At 62.0% G+C, this 17106-nt stretch carries 17 protein-coding genes; 5 read left to right on the top strand and 12 right to left on the bottom strand.

Features of this window, described 5'->3' with window-relative positions; genetic code table 11:
- Nucleotides 1-444 (top strand): cadmium resistance transcriptional regulator CadR, encoded by a 444-nt coding sequence (gene cadR / locus C4Q27_RS13135; protein WP_019439122.1) that lies wholly within the window; start codon nt 1-3, stop codon nt 442-444.
- 118 nt (nt 445-562) lie between these two features.
- On the opposite strand, the gene C4Q27_RS13130 is transcribed toward cadR, so the two are convergent.
- From C4Q27_RS13130 to C4Q27_RS13120, 3 genes are read right to left on the bottom strand one after another with little or no spacing between them, the layout of a single operon-like run.
- On the bottom strand, nt 563-1534 hold the full coding sequence (locus C4Q27_RS13130) for a thymidylate synthase (RefSeq protein ID WP_003249029.1): 972 nt from the start codon (nt 1532-1534) through the stop codon (nt 563-565).
- Between the two features lie 51 nt (nt 1535-1585).
- On the bottom strand, nt 1586-2392 hold the full coding sequence (gene lgt, locus C4Q27_RS13125) for a prolipoprotein diacylglyceryl transferase (RefSeq protein ID WP_003249027.1): 807 nt from the start codon (nt 2390-2392) through the stop codon (nt 1586-1588).
- Nucleotides 2393-2408: 16 nt separating this feature from the next.
- Nucleotides 2409-3191: a sulfite exporter TauE/SafE family protein gene (locus C4Q27_RS13120; RefSeq protein ID WP_003249024.1), complete on the bottom strand. Its 783-nt coding sequence runs from the start codon at nt 3189-3191 to the stop codon at nt 2409-2411.
- A 130-nt stretch (nt 3192-3321) separates the two neighbouring features.
- On the opposite strand from C4Q27_RS13120, the gene C4Q27_RS13115 reads away from it, so the two are divergent.
- Entirely contained in the window at nt 3322-4068 is a 747-nt protein-coding gene (locus C4Q27_RS13115; protein ID WP_104886932.1) for an NRDE family protein, read from the top strand.
- A gap of 122 nt (nt 4069-4190) precedes the next feature.
- Here the strand turns inward: C4Q27_RS13115 and ptsP are convergent, their stop codons facing one another.
- Together ptsP and C4Q27_RS13105 are read right to left on the bottom strand one after the other, a co-directional pair.
- The gene (ptsP, locus tag C4Q27_RS13110) at nt 4191-6470 is read right to left on the bottom strand and encodes a phosphoenolpyruvate--protein phosphotransferase (protein ID WP_003249020.1); all 2280 of its coding nucleotides are present in this window, start codon (nt 6468-6470) and stop codon (nt 4191-4193) included.
- Between the two features lie 22 nt (nt 6471-6492).
- Nucleotides 6493-6972, bottom strand: coding sequence for an RNA pyrophosphohydrolase (locus C4Q27_RS13105; RefSeq protein ID WP_003249017.1), 480 nt, complete (start codon nt 6970-6972; stop codon nt 6493-6495).
- Between the two features lie 141 nt (nt 6973-7113).
- Here C4Q27_RS13105 and C4Q27_RS13100 point away from each other — a divergent pair, with 141 nt between their 5' ends.
- Nucleotides 7114-7770 (top strand): HAD family phosphatase, encoded by a 657-nt coding sequence (locus C4Q27_RS13100; protein ID WP_010955680.1) that lies wholly within the window; start codon nt 7114-7116, stop codon nt 7768-7770.
- 129 nt (nt 7771-7899) lie between these two features.
- Here C4Q27_RS13100 and C4Q27_RS13095 read toward each other — a convergent pair whose 3' ends face one another.
- Both C4Q27_RS13095 and ilvA read right to left on the bottom strand, forming a co-directional pair.
- Nucleotides 7900-8325, bottom strand: coding sequence for a DUF2269 domain-containing protein (locus tag C4Q27_RS13095; RefSeq protein WP_010955681.1), 426 nt, complete (start codon nt 8323-8325; stop codon nt 7900-7902).
- A 147-nt stretch (nt 8326-8472) separates the two neighbouring features.
- The gene (gene ilvA, locus C4Q27_RS13090) at nt 8473-9987 is read right to left on the bottom strand and encodes a threonine ammonia-lyase, biosynthetic (protein WP_012054019.1); all 1515 of its coding nucleotides are present in this window, start codon (nt 9985-9987) and stop codon (nt 8473-8475) included.
- A gap of 133 nt (nt 9988-10120) precedes the next feature.
- On the opposite strand from ilvA, the gene rpiA reads away from it, so the two are divergent.
- Nucleotides 10121-10795 (top strand): ribose-5-phosphate isomerase RpiA, encoded by a 675-nt coding sequence (rpiA, locus tag C4Q27_RS13085; protein ID WP_003249004.1) that lies wholly within the window; start codon nt 10121-10123, stop codon nt 10793-10795.
- A gap of 104 nt (nt 10796-10899) precedes the next feature.
- Here the strand turns inward: rpiA and C4Q27_RS13080 are convergent, their stop codons facing one another.
- The 4 genes from C4Q27_RS13080 to C4Q27_RS13065 all read right to left on the bottom strand — a co-directional run bounded on the left by C4Q27_RS13080 (nt 10900) and on the right by C4Q27_RS13065 (nt 15085).
- Nucleotides 10900-11802 carry an SdiA-regulated domain-containing protein gene (locus C4Q27_RS13080; RefSeq protein ID WP_104886931.1) on the bottom strand — a complete coding sequence of 301 codons (903 nt, stop codon included), beginning with the start codon at nt 11800-11802 and terminating at the stop codon, nt 10900-10902.
- A 90-nt stretch (nt 11803-11892) separates the two neighbouring features.
- Nucleotides 11893-12813, bottom strand: coding sequence for an SdiA-regulated domain-containing protein (locus tag C4Q27_RS13075; RefSeq protein ID WP_064491654.1), 921 nt, complete (start codon nt 12811-12813; stop codon nt 11893-11895).
- Between the two features lie 182 nt (nt 12814-12995).
- Nucleotides 12996-13661 carry a fumarylacetoacetate hydrolase family protein gene (locus C4Q27_RS13070; protein ID WP_064491653.1) on the bottom strand — a complete coding sequence of 222 codons (666 nt, stop codon included), beginning with the start codon at nt 13659-13661 and terminating at the stop codon, nt 12996-12998.
- 26 nt (nt 13662-13687) lie between these two features.
- Nucleotides 13688-15085, bottom strand: coding sequence for an FAD-binding oxidoreductase (locus C4Q27_RS13065; RefSeq protein ID WP_104886930.1), 1398 nt, complete (start codon nt 15083-15085; stop codon nt 13688-13690).
- A gap of 171 nt (nt 15086-15256) precedes the next feature.
- Here C4Q27_RS13065 and serA point away from each other — a divergent pair, with 171 nt between their 5' ends.
- The gene (gene serA, locus C4Q27_RS13060) at nt 15257-16486 is read left to right on the top strand and encodes a phosphoglycerate dehydrogenase (RefSeq protein WP_020189953.1); all 1230 of its coding nucleotides are present in this window, start codon (nt 15257-15259) and stop codon (nt 16484-16486) included.
- Nucleotides 16487-16533: 47 nt separating this feature from the next.
- Here serA and C4Q27_RS13055 read toward each other — a convergent pair whose 3' ends face one another.
- On the bottom strand, nt 16534-17010 hold the full coding sequence (locus C4Q27_RS13055; RefSeq protein ID WP_010955687.1) for a DUF4399 domain-containing protein: 477 nt from the start codon (nt 17008-17010) through the stop codon (nt 16534-16536).
- Between the last annotated feature and the right edge of the window lie 96 nt (nt 17011-17106).

The following is a 17106-nucleotide window of genomic DNA, read 5'->3' as shown; positions in this document are numbered from 1 at the left end:
ATGAAGATCGGAGAACTGGCCAAAGCCACCGACTGCGCGGTGGAAACCATCCGCTACTACGAGCGTGAAAACCTGCTGCCGGAGCCGGCGCGCAGCGAGGGCAACTACCGGTTGTACACCCAGGCCCATGTGGAGCGGCTGACCTTCATCCGCAACTGTCGCACGCTGGACATGACCCTGGACGAAATTCGCAGCCTGCTACGCCTGCGCGACAGCCCCGCCGACGCGTGCGGCAGCGTCAATGCGCTGATCGACGAGCATATCGAGCATGTTCAGGCGCGGATCGATGGCCTGGTGGCATTGCAGGAGCAGCTGGTGGAGCTGCGGCGGCGCTGCAACGCGCAGGGGAGTGAATGCGCGATCTTGCAGCAACTGGAGACGAACGGGGCGGTATCGGTGCCGGATACCGAGCATTCGCATGTGGGGCGGAGTCATGGGCATTAAGCCAGAAGCTTCGCGGGTGAACCCGCTCCTACATGGACCGCGCAGGACTTAGGCCTGTGCAGTACCCCGTAGGAGCGGGTTCACCCGCGAAGAGGCCAGTTCGAACAATGAAGATCTATCAGACCGCCATCGGCGCTGTCATCGGCGCATGGTGCTCATAGCCTTCCAGCCAGAAATCACTCGGTTCGATCTTCTCTAGCCACTCCGGCTCGTATTTACCAGTCTCGGCAAACGACGGCACACGGTCGCTGATGACCAGCTTCGGCGCTTCCAGCGGCTCGCGCTTGAGCTGCTCGTTGAGCATGTCCAGGTGGTTTTCATACACATGGGCATCGCCGATGAAGTAGGTGAACCAGCGCGGTGTATAGCCGGTCAGGCGGCCAAACAGCGACAGCAGCGCCGCGCCTTCGGTGAGGTTGAACGGCGTGCCCAGCCCCAGGTCATTGGAGCGGATGTAGAGGGTCAGGGAAATTTCCCTGGTCTCGACATTCGGGTGGAACTGGTACAACAAGTGACACGGTGGCAGTGCCATTTCGTCCAGTTGCGCGCAGTTCCAGCCGTGGAACAGGATGCGGCGGCTACCCGGGTCGTTGGCGATGGTGTCCAGGCACTGGCGCACCTGGTCGATCGCCTTGTACAGGATGACGAACGCGACGCCGTCCTCTTCGTCCTGGGCAATGCGGCGGAAACCGGCTTGCTCGGCCATTTCGATGGCCGCCGGGTTGCTCAGCGGGATGCGCTTGTAGCCCGGCCACTGGCGCCATTGCACGCCATAGATCTCGCCCAGGTCGTCATGGCCCTGGCGGAACGGGTTGGCCAGCCACTGGGCGTTTTCGTTGGCGTTCTGGTCCCAGACCTTGCAGCCAAGCTCACGGAACTCACCGGCGTTCTTCACGCCACGCAGGAAACCGACCATTTCACCGATCGCCGACTTGAACGCCAGCTTGCGCGTGGTAATGGCCGGAAAGCCCTTCTGCAGGTCGAAACGCAGCATCGCGCCCGGCAGGCTGATGGTGCGGATGCCGGTGCGGTTTCCCTGCAACGTGCCGTTATCAATGACGTCGCGGACCAGGTCCAGATACTGTTTCATGGCTTACCTGTAGCAAAAACGGCAGGGGGATCGCCCCTGCCGTGGGATTAATCAGGCGGGTTTCGCCGTGGGCTTGCGATTATAAGCCCACCAGATCAGACCGAGGCCAGCCAGGATCATCGGCACACAGAGAATCTGACCCATGGTCAGCCAGCCCCAGGCGATGTAACCCAGTTGGGCATCCGGCACCCGCACGAATTCGACGATGAAGCGGAAGATACCGTAGAACAGCGCAAACATGCCTGACACCGCCATGGTCGGCCGTGGCTTGCGCGAGAACAGCCACAGGATGACGAACAGCGCCACGCCCTCAAGGGCGAACTGGTAGAGCTGCGACGGGTGGCGCGGCAACTGGGCCGGATCGCTGAACGGCGGGAAGATCATCGCCCATGGCACGTCGGTGGGTTTGCCCCACAGTTCGGCGTTGATGAAGTTGCCGATACGCCCGGCACCCAGGCCAATCGGTACCAGCGGGGCGACGAAGTCCATCAGCTCGAAGAACGACTTGTTGTTGCGCTTGCCGAACCACAAGGCCGCCAGCATCACGCCGATGAAGCCGCCGTGGAACGACATACCGCCTTTCCATACCTCGAAGATCAGCGTCGGATTGGCCAGGTAGGCGTGCAAGTCGTAGAACAGCACATAGCCCAGGCGCCCGCCGACAATCACCCCCATCGACAGCCAGAACACCAGGTCGGACAGCTTCTCGCGGCTCCAGGTGGGGTCGAAGCGGTTCAGCCGGCGTGAGGCCAGCAGCCAGGCACCGCCGATGCCGATCAGGTACATCAGGCCGTACCAATGGATTTTCAGCGGCCCGATGGCCAAGGCCACGGGGTCTATCTGCGGGTAAGGCAGCATGGAACTTCCTCTCGATTCAAATCAAAAAGCTGAGGCCGACACAGAACAGCAGGGCTGCGAACAGGCGTTTCAACAAACGGGGCGACAGCTTGTGCGCCAGGCGCGCGCCGAAGCGGGCGAAGAACATGCTGGTCACGGCAATGCCGACCAGCGCCGGCAGGTACACGTAACCCAGGCTGTGGGGCGGCAGGTGCTCCTCGTGCCAACCCAGCAGCATGAAGCTCAGGGCACTGGCCACAGCAATCGGCAGGCCGCAGGCCGATGACGTGGCCACTGCTTGCTGCATGGGCAGGCTACGCCAGGTGAGGAACGGCACCGTCAGCGAACCACCGCCAATGCCGAAAATGGCCGAGGCCCAGCCAATCACGCCACCTGCACCGATCAGCCCAGGTTTACCGGGGACGCCACGGCTGGCCTTGGGTTTGAGGTCAAGGGCCATCTGGGCGGCGATGACCAGGGCGAACACACCGATGATCTTCTGCAGCAGTGGGCCCTGGATCAGCGAAGCGGTCTTGGCACCGACACCGGCCCCCAGGAGGATGCCGATGGTCATCCAGATGAAGATCGGCCATTGCACCGCGCGCTTGCGGTGGTGCTCCCGCACGGCGTTGATCGAGGTGAAGACGATGGTGGCCAGTGACGTGCCGACGGCCAGGTGGGTCAGCACCGAAGCGTCGAAACCCTGCAGGGTAAAGCTGAACACCAGCACCGGCACGATGATGATGCCGCCGCCCACGCCGAACAGCCCGGCCAGCACACCGGCACAGGCGCCCAACAACAGATAGAGCACGAATTCCATTCGGCGTCCCCTAGAAATCAATCCGGCATGGTAACGGAAGCCGGGCTCGGGGCTCTAGTGAACTCTGTGTCAGGATGGATCCGCATCGTTCCTGTGGGTACAGTGACCAAAAAACAAAGAGGCCCAACCTATGTGCCTGATCGTATTTGCCTGGCGGCCGGGGCACACCCTGCCGCTGATCGTGGCGGCCAACCGCGACGAATTCTATGCCCGCCCCACTCAGCCCCTGGCGGCCTGGGAGGATGCACCTGGGGTGCATGCCGGGCGCGACCTGGAGGCAGGCGGTACCTGGCTGGGCGTAGGACCACAGGGGCGCTTTGCCGCGCTGACCAACATCCGCGACCCGGCCCAGGCGCAGGGGCCCCGCTCGCGGGGTGAGCTGGTGGCGGCGTTTCTGCAGGGCGAGCTAGGGGTCGAGGCTTACCTGGACCAGGTGGCCAGCCGTAGCGGGCAGTACTCGGGGTTCAACCTGCTGGTGGGTGATGGGCAGCAACTGGGTTATCTGCATGCCCGTGAGGCCACGCCGCGCCTGCTGAAGGCTGGGGTTTACGGGCTTTCGAACGCCGGGCTGGATACACCGTGGCCGAAGCTGGTGAAGGCACGTGACGGGCTGGAAAACCTGCTGGACACGCCGGAGCCGCACAGGCTGCTGGCCTTGCTCGCGGATAACGAGCCCGCGGCTGATGGTGACCTACCCGAAACAGGCGTGGGGTTGGCAACCGAGAAGTTGCTATCGAGCGTCTTCATCGCCAGCCAGAATTACGGGACCCGGGCGAGCACAGTGCTGATTGTGGATGATCAGGGGCGAAGGCGGCTGGTTGAGCGCAGTTTCGGGCCTTTTGGCGGGCATTTGGGGGAAATTGAGTTGTTGGTCTGAGTATTTGATGTTGTCTGTTCGGGCCTCTTCGCGGGTAAACCCGCTCCTACCACGTACACGCATCACAGGCCGTTGTAGGAGCGGGTTCACCCGCGAAGAGGCCGGCACAGACAGCATCACCCTCACAGGGTTTTATTAGCCCCAGGCCCAATCATCCGCGCCAACCCAAGGTTCTTCAGCGCCAGTTGCAGCGAGCTGTGGATAACCTGCGGGTTGTCATGGCTCAAGGCCTCGGCCAGCAGTTCCTTGGCCTTGCCCATATTGATCTGGCGCAGCATCCACTTCACCTTCGGCAGGTTGGTGGCGTTCATCGACAGGCTGTCGAAGCCCATGGCCATCAGCAGGACCGCCGCCGCCGGGTCACCGGCCATCTCGCCGCAGATGCTCACCGGCTTGCCTTCGCCATGGGCGTCGCGCACCACCGTGTTCAGCGCCTGCAGTACCGCCGGGTGCAGGTAATCGTACAGGTCGGCGACCCGCGGGTTGTTGCGGTCCACCGCCAGCAGGTACTGGGTCAGGTCGTTGGAGCCTACCGACAGGAAGTCCACCTGCCGCGCCAATTCCTTGGTCTGGTACACAGCCGCTGGAATTTCCACCATCACACCCACTGGTGGCATCGGTACATCGGTACCTTCGTCACGCACTTCACCCCAGGCTCGGTGGATCAGGTGCAGCGCCTCTTCCAGCTCGTGAATGCCGGAAATCATCGGCAGCAGGATGCGCAGGTTGTTCAGGCCCTCGCTGGCCTTGAGCATGGCGCGGGTCTGCACCAGGAAGATTTCCGGGTGGTCGAGGGTGACGCGGATGCCGCGCCAGCCAAGGAACGGGTTTTCTTCCTTGATGGGGAAGTACGACAGTGCCTTGTCACCACCGATGTCGAGGGTACGCATGGTCACCGGCAGCGGGTGGAAGGCCGCCAGCTGCTCACGGTAGATGGCCAGCTGCTCTTTCTCACTGGGGAAGCGCTGGTTGATCATGAACGGCACTTCAGTGCGGTACAGGCCTACCCCTTCGGCACCGCGCTGCTGGGCACGGGCCACGTCAGCGAGCAGGCCGGTGTTGACCCACAGGGGCATGCGATGGCCGTCGGGGGTGACGCACGGAAGTTCGCGCAGTGCATCCAGCCCTTGGGCCAGCTGGCGTTCCTCCTCGACCACTTCGCTGTACTGCTTGCGCAACACTTCGCTGGGGTTGGTGAACACCTCGCCCTTGTAGCCGTCGACGATCAGTTCAATACCGTCGACCTTGGAGTATGGCAGGTCGACCAGGCCCATCACCGTGGGGATGCCCATGGCCCGCGCGAGAATGGCGACGTGGGAGTTGCCCGAGCCGAGTACCGAGACCAGGCCGACCAGCTTGCCTTCCGGCACTTCACCGAGCATGGCCGGTGTCAGTTCCTCACTGACCAGGATGGTGTTGTCGGCATACACCAGCGACTGCGAGCGCGCTTCCTGCAGGTAGGCCAAAAGGCGGCGCCCCAGGTCCTTGACGTCGGAGGCACGCTCACGCAGGTAGTCGTCGTCCATCAGCTCGAAGCGGTTGACGTGCTCACCAACCACCTGGCGCAGGGCGCCCTGGGCCCACTGGCCGGTCTTGATGACCTCGGTCACCTCACCGCCCAGGGCTGCGTCTTCAAGCATCATCAGATAGACGTCGAACAGCGCACGCTCTTCCGGGCGCAGCTGGGTGGCCAGTTTGGCCGAAAGCTTGCGCATGTCGTCGCGCACACCTTCCAGGGCGTTCTGGAACAGCTTGAGTTCGGCGTCGATGTCATCGACTGTCTTGTCCGGGACCACTTCCAGGTCGGCCGGCGGCAACATCACCACCGCGCGCCCCACCGCGGCACCAGGCGAACCCGGCACACCCACGAAGCGCGCTTCCTGAATACCTTTGCCCTGACGGCCCAGGCCACGGATCGAGCCGGTAGCCTCGGCGTGGGCGATAACCCCGGCAAGCTGGGCGCTCATGGTGACCAGGAAGGCTTCCTCGCCCTCGTCGAACTGACGGCGCTCCTTTTGCTGGATGACCAGTACCCCGACCACACGGCGGTGGTGAATGATCGGCGCACCCAGGAAGGAGGCGAATTTCTCTTCGCCGGTTTCGGCAAAGTAGCGGTAACGCGGGTGGTCGGCGGCGTTTTCCAGGTTCAGCGGCTCTTCCCGGGTACCGACCAGGCCAACCAGGCCTTCGTTGGGGGCCATGCTGACCTTGCCGATGGAGCGCTTGTTCAGGCCTTCGGTAGCCATCAGCACGAAGCGGTTGGTTTCCGGGTCGAGCAGGTAGACCGAGCAGACCTGGCTGCCCATGGCTTCCTTGACGCGCAAGACAATGATCCCCAACGCCGACTTGAGATCTTTGGCGGAGTTTACTTCCTGGACGATCTTGCGCAGCGTATTGAGCATGGCTCGGGGTCGAACTCCGTCGTCAGTCGCGCGTCAACAGACGCGGTGCTAGCTCTTTCAGGGCGCGCCGGTACACCTCGCGCTTGAATGTCACAACCTGGCCCAGCGGATACCAATAGCTCACCCAGCGCCAGCCGTCGAATTCCGGCTTGCCGGTCAGGTCCATCCGCACCCGTTGTTCGTTGCTGACCAGGCGCAGCAGGAACCACTTCTGCTTCTGGCCGATGCACAGCGGCTGGCTGTGGGTACGTACCAATCGCTGGGGTAAACGATAACGCAACCAGCCACGGGTGCAGGCAAGAATTTCTACATCGTCGCGTTCAAGGCCAACTTCTTCGTTCAGCTCGCGGTACAGGGCGTCTTCCGGCGTCTCGTCAGGGTTGATACCACCCTGGGGGAATTGCCAGGCATCCTGGTTGATCCGTCGAGCCCATAGCACCTGCCCGGCATCATTCGTGAGAATGATCCCGACATTGGGGCGAAAACCATCCGGGTCGATCACGGCAGCAACCTCGCAAACGCATGTCAACGCATTGTTCCACAAAGCTTGCGAGCGCAGCAACGCGCCCGCCAAGCTTATGTGCAGCTGCGTGAAAACTCCGTATTCTGCGGGCCTACCCTGTGGCTGATGCGAGTGACCGCGATGCGCCTGGCTTTATTCGACCTGGACAATACCCTCCTCGGTGGCGACAGCGACCATGCCTGGGGTGACTATCTTTGCGAGCGCGGCATTCTCGACCCGGTCGCCTACAAGCAACGCAACGACAGCTTCTACCAGGATTACCTCAATGGCACCCTGGACCTGCAGGCCTACCTGGCCTTTTCCATGGAGATCCTGGCGGCAACACCCATGGCCCGGCTCGACGAGTGGCACCGCGACTTCATGCGCGACTGCATCGAGCCCATCGTCCTGCCCAAGGCCCTGGCCTTGCTGCAGCAGCACCGCGAGGCGGGCGACCAGCTGGTGATCATCACCGCTACCAACCGCTTCGTCACCGCACCGATCGCCCGGCGCCTGGGGGTGCGGGTGTTGCTGGCAACCGAATGCGAGGTGCGCGACGGCCGCTATACCGGGCGTAGTACCGATATACCGTGTTTCCGTGAAGGCAAAGTGACGCGGCTGGAGCGCTGGATGCTGGAGAACGGCTTTGATCTTGAGGACAGCTACTTCTATAGCGACTCGATGAATGACCTGCCGTTGTTGCAGCGGGTGACGCATGCAGTAGCAGTGGACCCGGCCCCGGACCTGCGGGCCGAGGCGGATAAGCGTGGGTGGCCGGTGATCTCGCTGCGGGATTGAGGTTTCGCGTGCCGGCCTTTTCGCGGGCACGCCCGCTCCCACAGGAATCACCACAGGCCTTGAGGGCTGCGCTGTACCTGTAGGAGCGGGTTCACCCGCGAAGAGGCCGGCACAAACAGCACAAGGCTGTCAGACCGGTTTGGCCCCCATCAGCCCGGCAATGGACAGGAAGCAAACCCCACTGAACACCGCCAGCGCCAAGGTAAACCGCAACCCCACCACCTCGGCCTTGCGCAGCCGGTTCAGCCGCACCAGTAGCCACCACACGGCAAACGCACCAAAGGTATAGATGACACTGGATGCCAACACCCAGGTCTGCCCCAGTGGCCAGCCCACCAGATGTACCAGCCACCAGCCGGTGAACGGCATGCTCACCAGGCACAGCCCCATCACCAGCCAGACAAACACCAACGGCCGGCGCAGCAGCTTGGCGTAGGCTTCGGCATCGCCCTGACGGCGAGCGCGCCAGGTCCAGATCGCCAGGCCCAGGGCGCCCAGAAACAGCAGCGCGGTGGCGATGATGTGCAGGGTCTTGAGCGTGGTCAGGTGTTCCATCTCTCGGTCGTCCTTAAACTGGCATTTTGCGGTTGCTTCTTCGCGGGCTTACCCGCTCCTGCCAAGGTATCTCAGGCCTTTAGGCCTGCGCAGTACCTGTGGGAGCGGGCAAGCCCGCGAAAGGGCCATCAGCCCTAGCTTAGCCGCTCAGCCCAGGAACAGTTTGTAGGCCGGGTTTTCGGTCTCGTCCCAGTACGGGTAACCGATCTTGGCCAGCGCTGCCGGCACCAGGTGACGTTCGTCCTCCGGCACCTGCAGCCCCGCCACTACGCGCCCGTCAGCCGCACCGTGGTTGCGGTAGTGGAACATCGAGATGTTCCAGCGCCCGCCCAGCTTGTTGAGGAAGTTGAACAGTGCCCCTGGCCGCTCGGGGAATTCGAAGCGCAGCACCATTTCGTCGCTGGCACCGGCCGAGTGGCCGCCGACCATATGACGAATATGCAGCTTGGCCAGTTCGTTGTCGGTCAGATCGGTAACCGGGAAGCCCTGCTCGGTCAGTTGCTGCACCAGCGCCGCGCGCGGGTCGTTTTCCGGGTGGGTCTGCACCCCAACGAAGATATGCGCTTCGTCAGAGGTGTGCTTGCGGTAGTTGAACTCGGTGATCTGACGCTTGCCGATAGCCTCGCAGAAGGCCTTGAAGCTACCCGGGCGCTCAGGGATGGTCACGGCGATGATCGCCTCGCGCTTCTCGCCCAGCTCGGCACGCTCGGCCACATGGCGCAGGCGATCGAAATTGACGTTGGCACCGGAGTCGATGGCCACCAGGGTCTGGCCGCTGACGCCGTATAGCTCGACGTACTTCTTGATACCCGCCACACCCAGCGCGCCAGCAGGCTCGGTGATCGAGCGGGTATCGTCGTAGATATCCTTGATTGCTGCACAGATTTCATCGGTACTGACAGTGACGACTTCGTCCACATGGTGGCGGCAGATATCGAACGTGTGCTGGCCAATCTGCGCCACCGCCACGCCATCGGCGAACAGCCCGACCTGCGGCAGCACCACACGCTCACCGGCAGCCATGGCCGCCTGCAGGCAGTTGGAATCGTCCGGCTCGACACCGATTACCTTGATTTCCGGGCGCAGGTACTTCACGTAGGCAGCAATGCCGGCGATCAGGCCGCCACCGCCCACCGGCACGAAGATCGCATCCAGCCGGCCAGGGTGTTGGCGCAGGATTTCCATGGCGACGGTGCCCTGCCCGGCGATGGTGTGCGGATCGTCGTAAGGGTGAACGTAGACGAAGCCCTTTTCATCGACCAGTTTCAGCGAGTAGGCCAGTGCCTCAGGGAACGAGTCGCCATGCAGCACCACCTTGCCACCGCGCGAGCGCACGCCTTCGACCTTGATCTCCGGAGTAGTCTTGGGCATCACGATGGTGGCCTTGATGCCCATTTCGCGCGCGGCCAGGGCCAGGCCTTGGGCGTGGTTGCCGGCCGAGGCGGTGACCACGCCACGGGCCAGTTCTTCCGGGCTCAGCTGGGCCAGTTTGTTATAGGCGCCGCGGATCTTGAACGAGAATACTGGCTGCAGGTCTTCGCGCTTGAGCAGAATCTGGTTGCCCAGGCGCTTGCTCAGCTGCCCGGCGCTCTGCAACGGGGTTTCGACGGCAACGTCATAGACGCGCGAGGTGAGGATCTTCTTGACGTACTGTTCGAGCATCGGGAAAGCATCACTGGGCCGCGGGACGAGGGCTGGGAGTCTACCCCAGCGCTACGTCGGGCGACCACAGCAAAGCCGTGCGAGCCGTTATACTAGGCAACTTTGAAACCGCCCTGCCCCTTCCGGAGCCCGCATGACCCAGGACCAACTCAAACAGGCCGTCGCCCAAGCCGCTGTCGACTTCATTCTGCCCAAGCTGGATGAAAAGAGCGTCGTAGGCGTCGGTACCGGTTCGACCGCCAACTTCTTCATCGATGCCCTGGCTCAGCACAAGACCGCGTTCGACGGCGCAGTCGCCAGCTCCGAAGCCACTGCCCAGCGCCTGAAGGGCCATGGCATCCCGGTCTACGAACTGAACAGCGTCAGCGAGCTTGAGTTTTACGTGGACGGTGCTGACGAGAGCGACGCACACCTGCACCTGATCAAGGGCGGCGGCGCAGCGCTGACCCGCGAAAAGATCGTCGCGGCCGTGGCCAAGACCTTCATCTGCATCGCCGACGGCAGCAAGCTGGTGCCGGTACTGGGGGCCTTCCCGCTGCCGGTCGAAGTGATCCCCATGGCCCGCAGCCACGTGGCGCGTCAGCTGGTGAAGCTGGGTGGCGACCCGGTGTACCGTGAAGGCGTGGTCACCGACAACGGCAACGTGATCCTGGATGTGTACAACCTGCAGATCACCAACCCGGTGGAGCTGGAAGCGCAGATCAACGCCATCGTCGGCGTGGTGACCAACGGCCTGTTCGCGGCGCGGCCGGCGGATCTGCTGCTGCTGGGCACCGCTGAGGGCGTGAAGAGCCTGAAGGCCGAGTAAAACCCTTCGCGGGTAAACCCGCTCCTATAAGGTACCCCACAGGCCTGGAACCGTGGCGATCCCTGTAGGAGCGGGTTTACCCGCGAACAGGCCCTGACAGGCGATCAGTCAGCCGGCTGCTTGAACACATAGAACAGGTTCGGCTCACTGACCAGGTAAATGGTCCCCGCTTCATCCATCGCAATCCCCTCCGCCTGCGGCACCGTCGCCTGCAACCCCTGGAAACCCTTGCGCAACGACAAGGTACTCAGCGGCTGGCCCTGTACATCCAGCTCCAGCACCAACCGCGACTCGTCCGACAACGCCAGCAAATGCCCGCTGCGTTCATCGAACTGCAAGCTCGACAAGTCCCGCACAAACAACCGTGAATCGCGCTTGCGGTCCTGCACCACATGCACGGCGTAGGGCTTTTCCGGATTGTCATGCGGGAAGCCATGCACCTCATAGATCAGCATCGGGTCACGCTCCTTCGCCACGAACAGGCGCTTGCCCGCCGAATCGTACGCCAGGCCCTCGAAGCCTTTGTTGCCATTGAGGCCAATACCCAACGTCAGCTGTTCGGCATCACCGGCATCGAGAAACATCGTGTCGTCTTCCAAACGTACGCGAATCAGCCGTTGCTGACGCTCGTCGGTGATCACATAGCTGTTTGGCCCAACGTACTCCACAGCCTCCGGGTCGCCGAAGCCAGTCAGCGGCACACGGCGCAGGATACGGCCATCCAGCGACAGCTCGATCAGCTCCGAACGGGCGTTGGTGACCGTGAAGAGGGTTTTGCGGTCGGGGTCGTAGGTCAGCGCCGAAATGTCATCATCCAGCCCTTCGATCGGTTGCGCCTCCAGCACCACCCGGTAGCGATCCAGGCCAATGCTGCGCTCCACAGGCTGCCACCAGGTCTTGAGATTGAACCAGCCACGCTCGAACAGGCGAAACTCCTGCCCGGCCCAGCCAAGCAGCAGCAGACCAAGGGCAGCCAGAACAAGGAACAGGCGAACAAAACGACGCATAGGGACAGACTCGACACAAGGATGGCGAATCTAATCATGAATGGCTGAAGCAAAGCTTAATGCAAGCGTCAGGCAAATCTGATGATGTTGTCAGTTTTTTTGGAATCGATAGAAAAGCGCCGGCTCGCTGACCATGTACAAGGTGCCCTTGTCGTCCATGGCCACCCCTTCCGCCCGCGGAATGGTGCCTTCAAGCCCGTTGAAGCCGCCCAGCAGCGTCATGAAGCTGACTTGCTGGCCCTGCTCGTCCAGCTCCAGCAGCATGTTGGAGTCGGCCGAAAGCACCAGCAAGTGGCCAGTACGCGGGTCGACACCCAGCGCAGACAGGTTGCGCAAGTCGAGTTCATCGCTAGGCAACGGCTGCTTCTCACCCTTGAGCAGGCTGCGGCCATCGGTGTTCCAGGTGTACAGCTTGGGCGGGCGCTCCTCGCCAATGATCAGGCGCTGGCGCAGCGGGTCCCAGGCGATGGCCTCGAAGCCCTTGTTGCTCTTGACCGACGGGCCCAGGTCGTAGCTCGGGAAGTCGTCGTGATTCAGTGCGGTGGTCTGCGCGTCCACCTTGACCACGGTCAGATCGTGCAGGCGCTCGTCGGTGATGGCCAGGTTGCCGTCTTCCAGCACCGCGACGCCCTCGGGGTTGTTCCAGCCGTTGAGCGGGATCTTGCGCAGTACATCGCCCTCCAGGCTCAGCTCGACCAGGAACGGGTTCTTGCCCATGACCGCGAACAGCGTGCGGGTCTGCGGGTTGAAGGCCACATCCGAGGCTTCATCATCGTCCATGCCCGGCAGCGGTTTGGCGTCGATGTCCACCTGGTAATCCGGCAGCCACACGCTTTCGCTGCGCTCGGCGGTGCTTTCGAAGCTTTCTTTTACCCACAGTGCACCGCGGTCATCCCAGTGCATGGCCACGGCCACGCCATAGCCGATCACCGCCGCCACGGCCAGGCCGAAGGGCCAGCGCAGGTAGAAGCGACGCTTGGGAGTTGCCGGGGCGCTGGAGGAGGATGGCATGCGGTGATCCTGGGAAAATGGGCGTAGGTGCGCGCATTATCCGGATTGGGTGTGAAAAATCGGTAAACAGGGCCGGCCTCTTCGCCGGTAAACCCGTGCCCAAGGTACTGCACAGTGTTCAAGGCCCTGTGCAACCCCTGTAGGAGCGGGTTTACCCGCGAAGAAAGCGACGCGGTTTCGAGTCAAAGCACCCGGCTTTCGAAGCGGCTCACACCCGGCAGCTCCAGCACCAGCTCGTCACCGACATTGAACGGCCCGACGCCCGCCGGGGTACCGGTGAGGATCACATCCCCCGCTTGTAGCGAGAAATGTGCTGCCATGTACTGAATCATCGGCACGATCGGGTTCAGCATCATCGCGCTGTTACCATCCTGGCGTACTTCGCCGTTCACGGTCAGGCGCAACGGGATGTCTGTCACGTCCTCGAAGCTGGCGGCCGAGACGAACGGTGGCAGCACGCAAGCGCCGTCAAAGCACTTGGCCAGCTCCCAAGGCAGGCCCTTTTCCTTCAGTTTGGCCTGCACGTCGCGCAGGGTCAGGTCCAGCGCCGGTGCGTAACCGGAAATGGCGTCCAGCACCTCTTCCTCGCTCGGGTGGGTCGACAGCGGCTTGCCCAGCAGCACCGCAATTTCAACCTCATAGTGCACCGACCCACGCTCGGCCGGGATCTTGAAGCCACCTTCGGCCGGCACCACGCAGCTGCCTGGCTTGATGAACAGCAGCGGCTCGGTGGGGATCGGGTTGTCCAGTTCCTTGGCATGCTCGGCATAGTTACGGCCGATGCACACCACCTTGCCCAGGGGGAAGTGAATGCGCGTGCCGTCTACGTACTGGTGCTGGTAACTCATGGCCGACTCCTTCTGGATACTGCTTTTTATTCAGGTGCGAAGATCTTACCCGGATTCATGATGCCGTTAGGGTCGAACACGGCCTTTATTGCCTTCATGCAGGCGATTTCTTCAGGGGAGCGGCTGTAGCCCAGGTAGTCACGCTTGGTCATGCCCACGCCATGCTCGGCAGAAATCGACCCGTTGTAACGCTCGACGATCTCGAACACCCACTTGTTGACCTTGGCACACGAAGCGAAGAAGTCGTCCTTGCTCATATGCTCAGGCTTGAGGATGTTCAGGTGCAGGTTGCCGTCACCAATATGGCCGTACCACACCACTTCATAGTCCGGATAATGTTCAGAGACGATGGCGTCGATATCGCGCAGGAACGCAGGCACTTTCGAGACGGTGACGGAAATGTCGTTCTTGTACGGTGTCCAGTGCGAAATGGTTTCCGACAGGTACTCGCGCAGCTTCCACAGGTTTTTCAGCTGGGTTTCGCTCTGGCTCATCACCCCATCCAGCACCCAACCCTGCTCGACGCAATGCTCGAAGGTAGCCAATGCTTCGTTGGCCACGTCTTCAGTGCTGGCCTCGAACTCAAGCAGCGCATAGAACGGGCAATCCGTCGCGAAGGGCGCAGGCACATCGCCGCGGGCGAGGATCTTGGCCAGCCCCTTGTCGGAGAAGAACTCGAAAGCGGTCAGGTCCAGCTTGCCCTGGAAGGCGTGCAGCACCGGCATGATCGAGTCGAAGTCCGGTGTGCCCAGCACCATGGCGGTGAGGTTGCGCGGTGCGCGGTCCAGGCGCATGGTGGCCTCGACCACGAAGCCCAGCGTGCCCTCGGCACCAATGAACAGCTGGCGCAGGTCGTAGCCGGTGGCGTTCTTGATCAGGTCTTTGTTCAGCTCCAGCAACTCGCCCTTGCCGGTGACCACTTTCAGCCCGGCCACCCAGTTGCGGGTCATACCGTAACGAATCACCTTGATCCCGCCGGCATTGGTGCCGATATTGCCGCCAATCTGGCTGGAACCGCTGGAAGCGAAGTCCACCGGGTAATAAAGGCCTTGCTCTTCGGCGTAGGTTTGCAGCTGGCGGGTGACGACCCCTGGCTGGCAAACCACAGTACGGTCGAAAGCATTGAAGCCAAGGATCTGGTTCATGTAGTCAAAGGCGATGACAACCTCGCCATTGGCCGCCACGGCGCCGGCAGAAAGCCCGGTGCGCCCGCCAGAGGGCACCAGCGCCACCTTGTGCGCATTGGCCCAGTGCACAATGGCTTGCACCTGTTCTATCGTTTTGGGAAAGACGATGGCGCTGGGCGCAGGCGGGTAATGCTTGGTCCAGTCCTTGCCATACGCTTCGAGGGAAACCGGGTCAGTCAGGACCTTGCCAGGGTCGACAAGGGTCATCAGTTCTTCAATAACAGCGGGATGGGTCATCGCTGGAACTCTCGACTTATTCATGGTCACCCTGAGCACTCTTCACCTGTCGGGATAAGCTCAGATTGTGTCGCGTATGCTAGCATAGCCCTCCCGCTGTTCATGCCAAGGCTGCCCTCGCGCCTGGCATCACCCCTCGCCAATTTATCTCCGGGATACAGGTTTACGCAGATGAGCAAGACTTCTCTCGACAAGAGCAAGATCCGGTTCCTTCTTCTTGAAGGTGTGCACCAGAACGCGGTCGATACCCTCAAGGCCGCCGGCTACACCAACATCGAATACCTCACTGGTTCGTTGCCGGAAGCCGAGCTGAAGGAAAAGATCGCCGATGCCCACTTCATCGGCATCCGTTCGCGTACCCAGCTCACCGAAGAGATCTTCGACTGCGCCAAGAAACTGGTCGCTGTTGGCTGCTTCTGCATCGGTACCAACCAGGTTGACCTGGAAGCTGCCCGCGAACGCGGTATCGCCGTGTTCAACGCGCCATACTCCAACACCCGCTCGGTCGCCGAGCTGGTACTGGCCGAAGCCATCCTGCTGCTGCGCGGCATCCCTGAGAAGAACGCCTCCTGCCACCGTGGCGGCTGGATCAAGAGCGCGGCCAACTCGTTCGAAATCCGCGGCAAGAAACTGGGCATCGTCGGCTACGGCTCGATTGGTACCCAGCTTTCGGTACTGGCTGAGAACATGGGCATGCAGGTGTACTTCTTCGACCCGCTGACCAAGCTGCCACTGGGCAACGCCGTGCAGGTCACCAGCCTGAACGAGCTGCTGAGCCTGGCCGACATCGTCTCGCTGCACGTGCCTGAGCTGCCATCCACCCAGTGGATGATCGGCGAGAAGGAAATCCGCTCGATGAAGAAGGGCGCGATCCTGATCAACGCCGCCCGTGGCACCGTGGTCGAGCTGGACCACCTGGCCGCTGCCATCAAGGACAAGCACCTGATCGGCGCCGCCATCGACGTGTTCCCGGTCGAGCCACGCTCCAACGACGAAGAGTTCGAGAGCCCGCTGCGCGGCCTCGACAACGTGATCCTGACCCCGCACATCGGTGGTTCCACCGCCGAAGCCCAGGCCAACATCGGCCTGGAAGTGGCCGAGAAACTGGTCAAGTACAGCGACAACGGTACTTCGGTGTCCTCGGTCAACTTCCCGGAAGTGGCCCTGCCAGCGCACCCAGGCAAACATCGTCTGCTGCACATTCACGAAAACATCCCGGGCGTGCTCAGCGAGATCAACAAGGTCTTCGCCGAGAACGGTATCAACATCTCCGGTCAGTTCCTGCAGACCAACGAGAAAGTCGGTTACGTGGTAATCGATGTTGACGCCGAGTACTCGGACCTGGCGCAGGAAAAACTGCAACAGGTCAAAGGCACCATCCGTTCGCGCGTCCTGTTCTAAGGTCGCTGGCGGTATGAAAAAGGGAGGCCCTGGTGGCCTCCCTTTTTTTATTTCACTTCAACCGTGATCTTCTTCGACTCGACGCTAGGCTTGAACGGCACATGATACTGGTCACCCAGAATCAGTTGCAGGGTGTGCTTGCCCGGGGTCAGGGTAATGCTGGTTTCGGTCTGTGCCTTGCCGAAGTGCAGCACTTGCGGCCCCTTCGGCAGTGCGACGCCGGCCTCTGGCATCAGGCTGGTCGGCAGCGGCATGTCAGCCACCGGCTCTTTGTCGACATCCACCAGCAGATGGTGGTGCCCGGTGTGCGGGGTTTGGTCACCCGCAGGTTTGAGGCCCATACCCTCGATACCGAACTTGACGGTGAAGGTCTTGTCGACCGTGGCACCATCGGCGGGGGAAACGATGAAGACCTTCGCCTCCTTGGGCGGCTCCTGGCTCTTCAGGGCGTCTGCGGCACTGGCGAACACCGACGCTCCCATCAGCAGACCGGCAACGGCAGCACGCGAAAATAGGCTGTTCATTCACTTCTCCTGTGGTTCACTTATTGACCGCAGCTGTCATCCAAAAGCGGCGGTAGTTCACCTTAGTTGAAATAACCGCCAAGGTGTTCACATTGC

Source organism: Pseudomonas sp. SWI36, from assembly GCF_002948105.1.
Lineage (GTDB): Bacteria > Pseudomonadota > Gammaproteobacteria > Pseudomonadales > Pseudomonadaceae > Aquipseudomonas > Aquipseudomonas alloputida.
The sequence above is the reverse complement of the archived record's forward strand: the minus strand, read 5'-3'. Positions and strand labels throughout refer to the sequence as shown.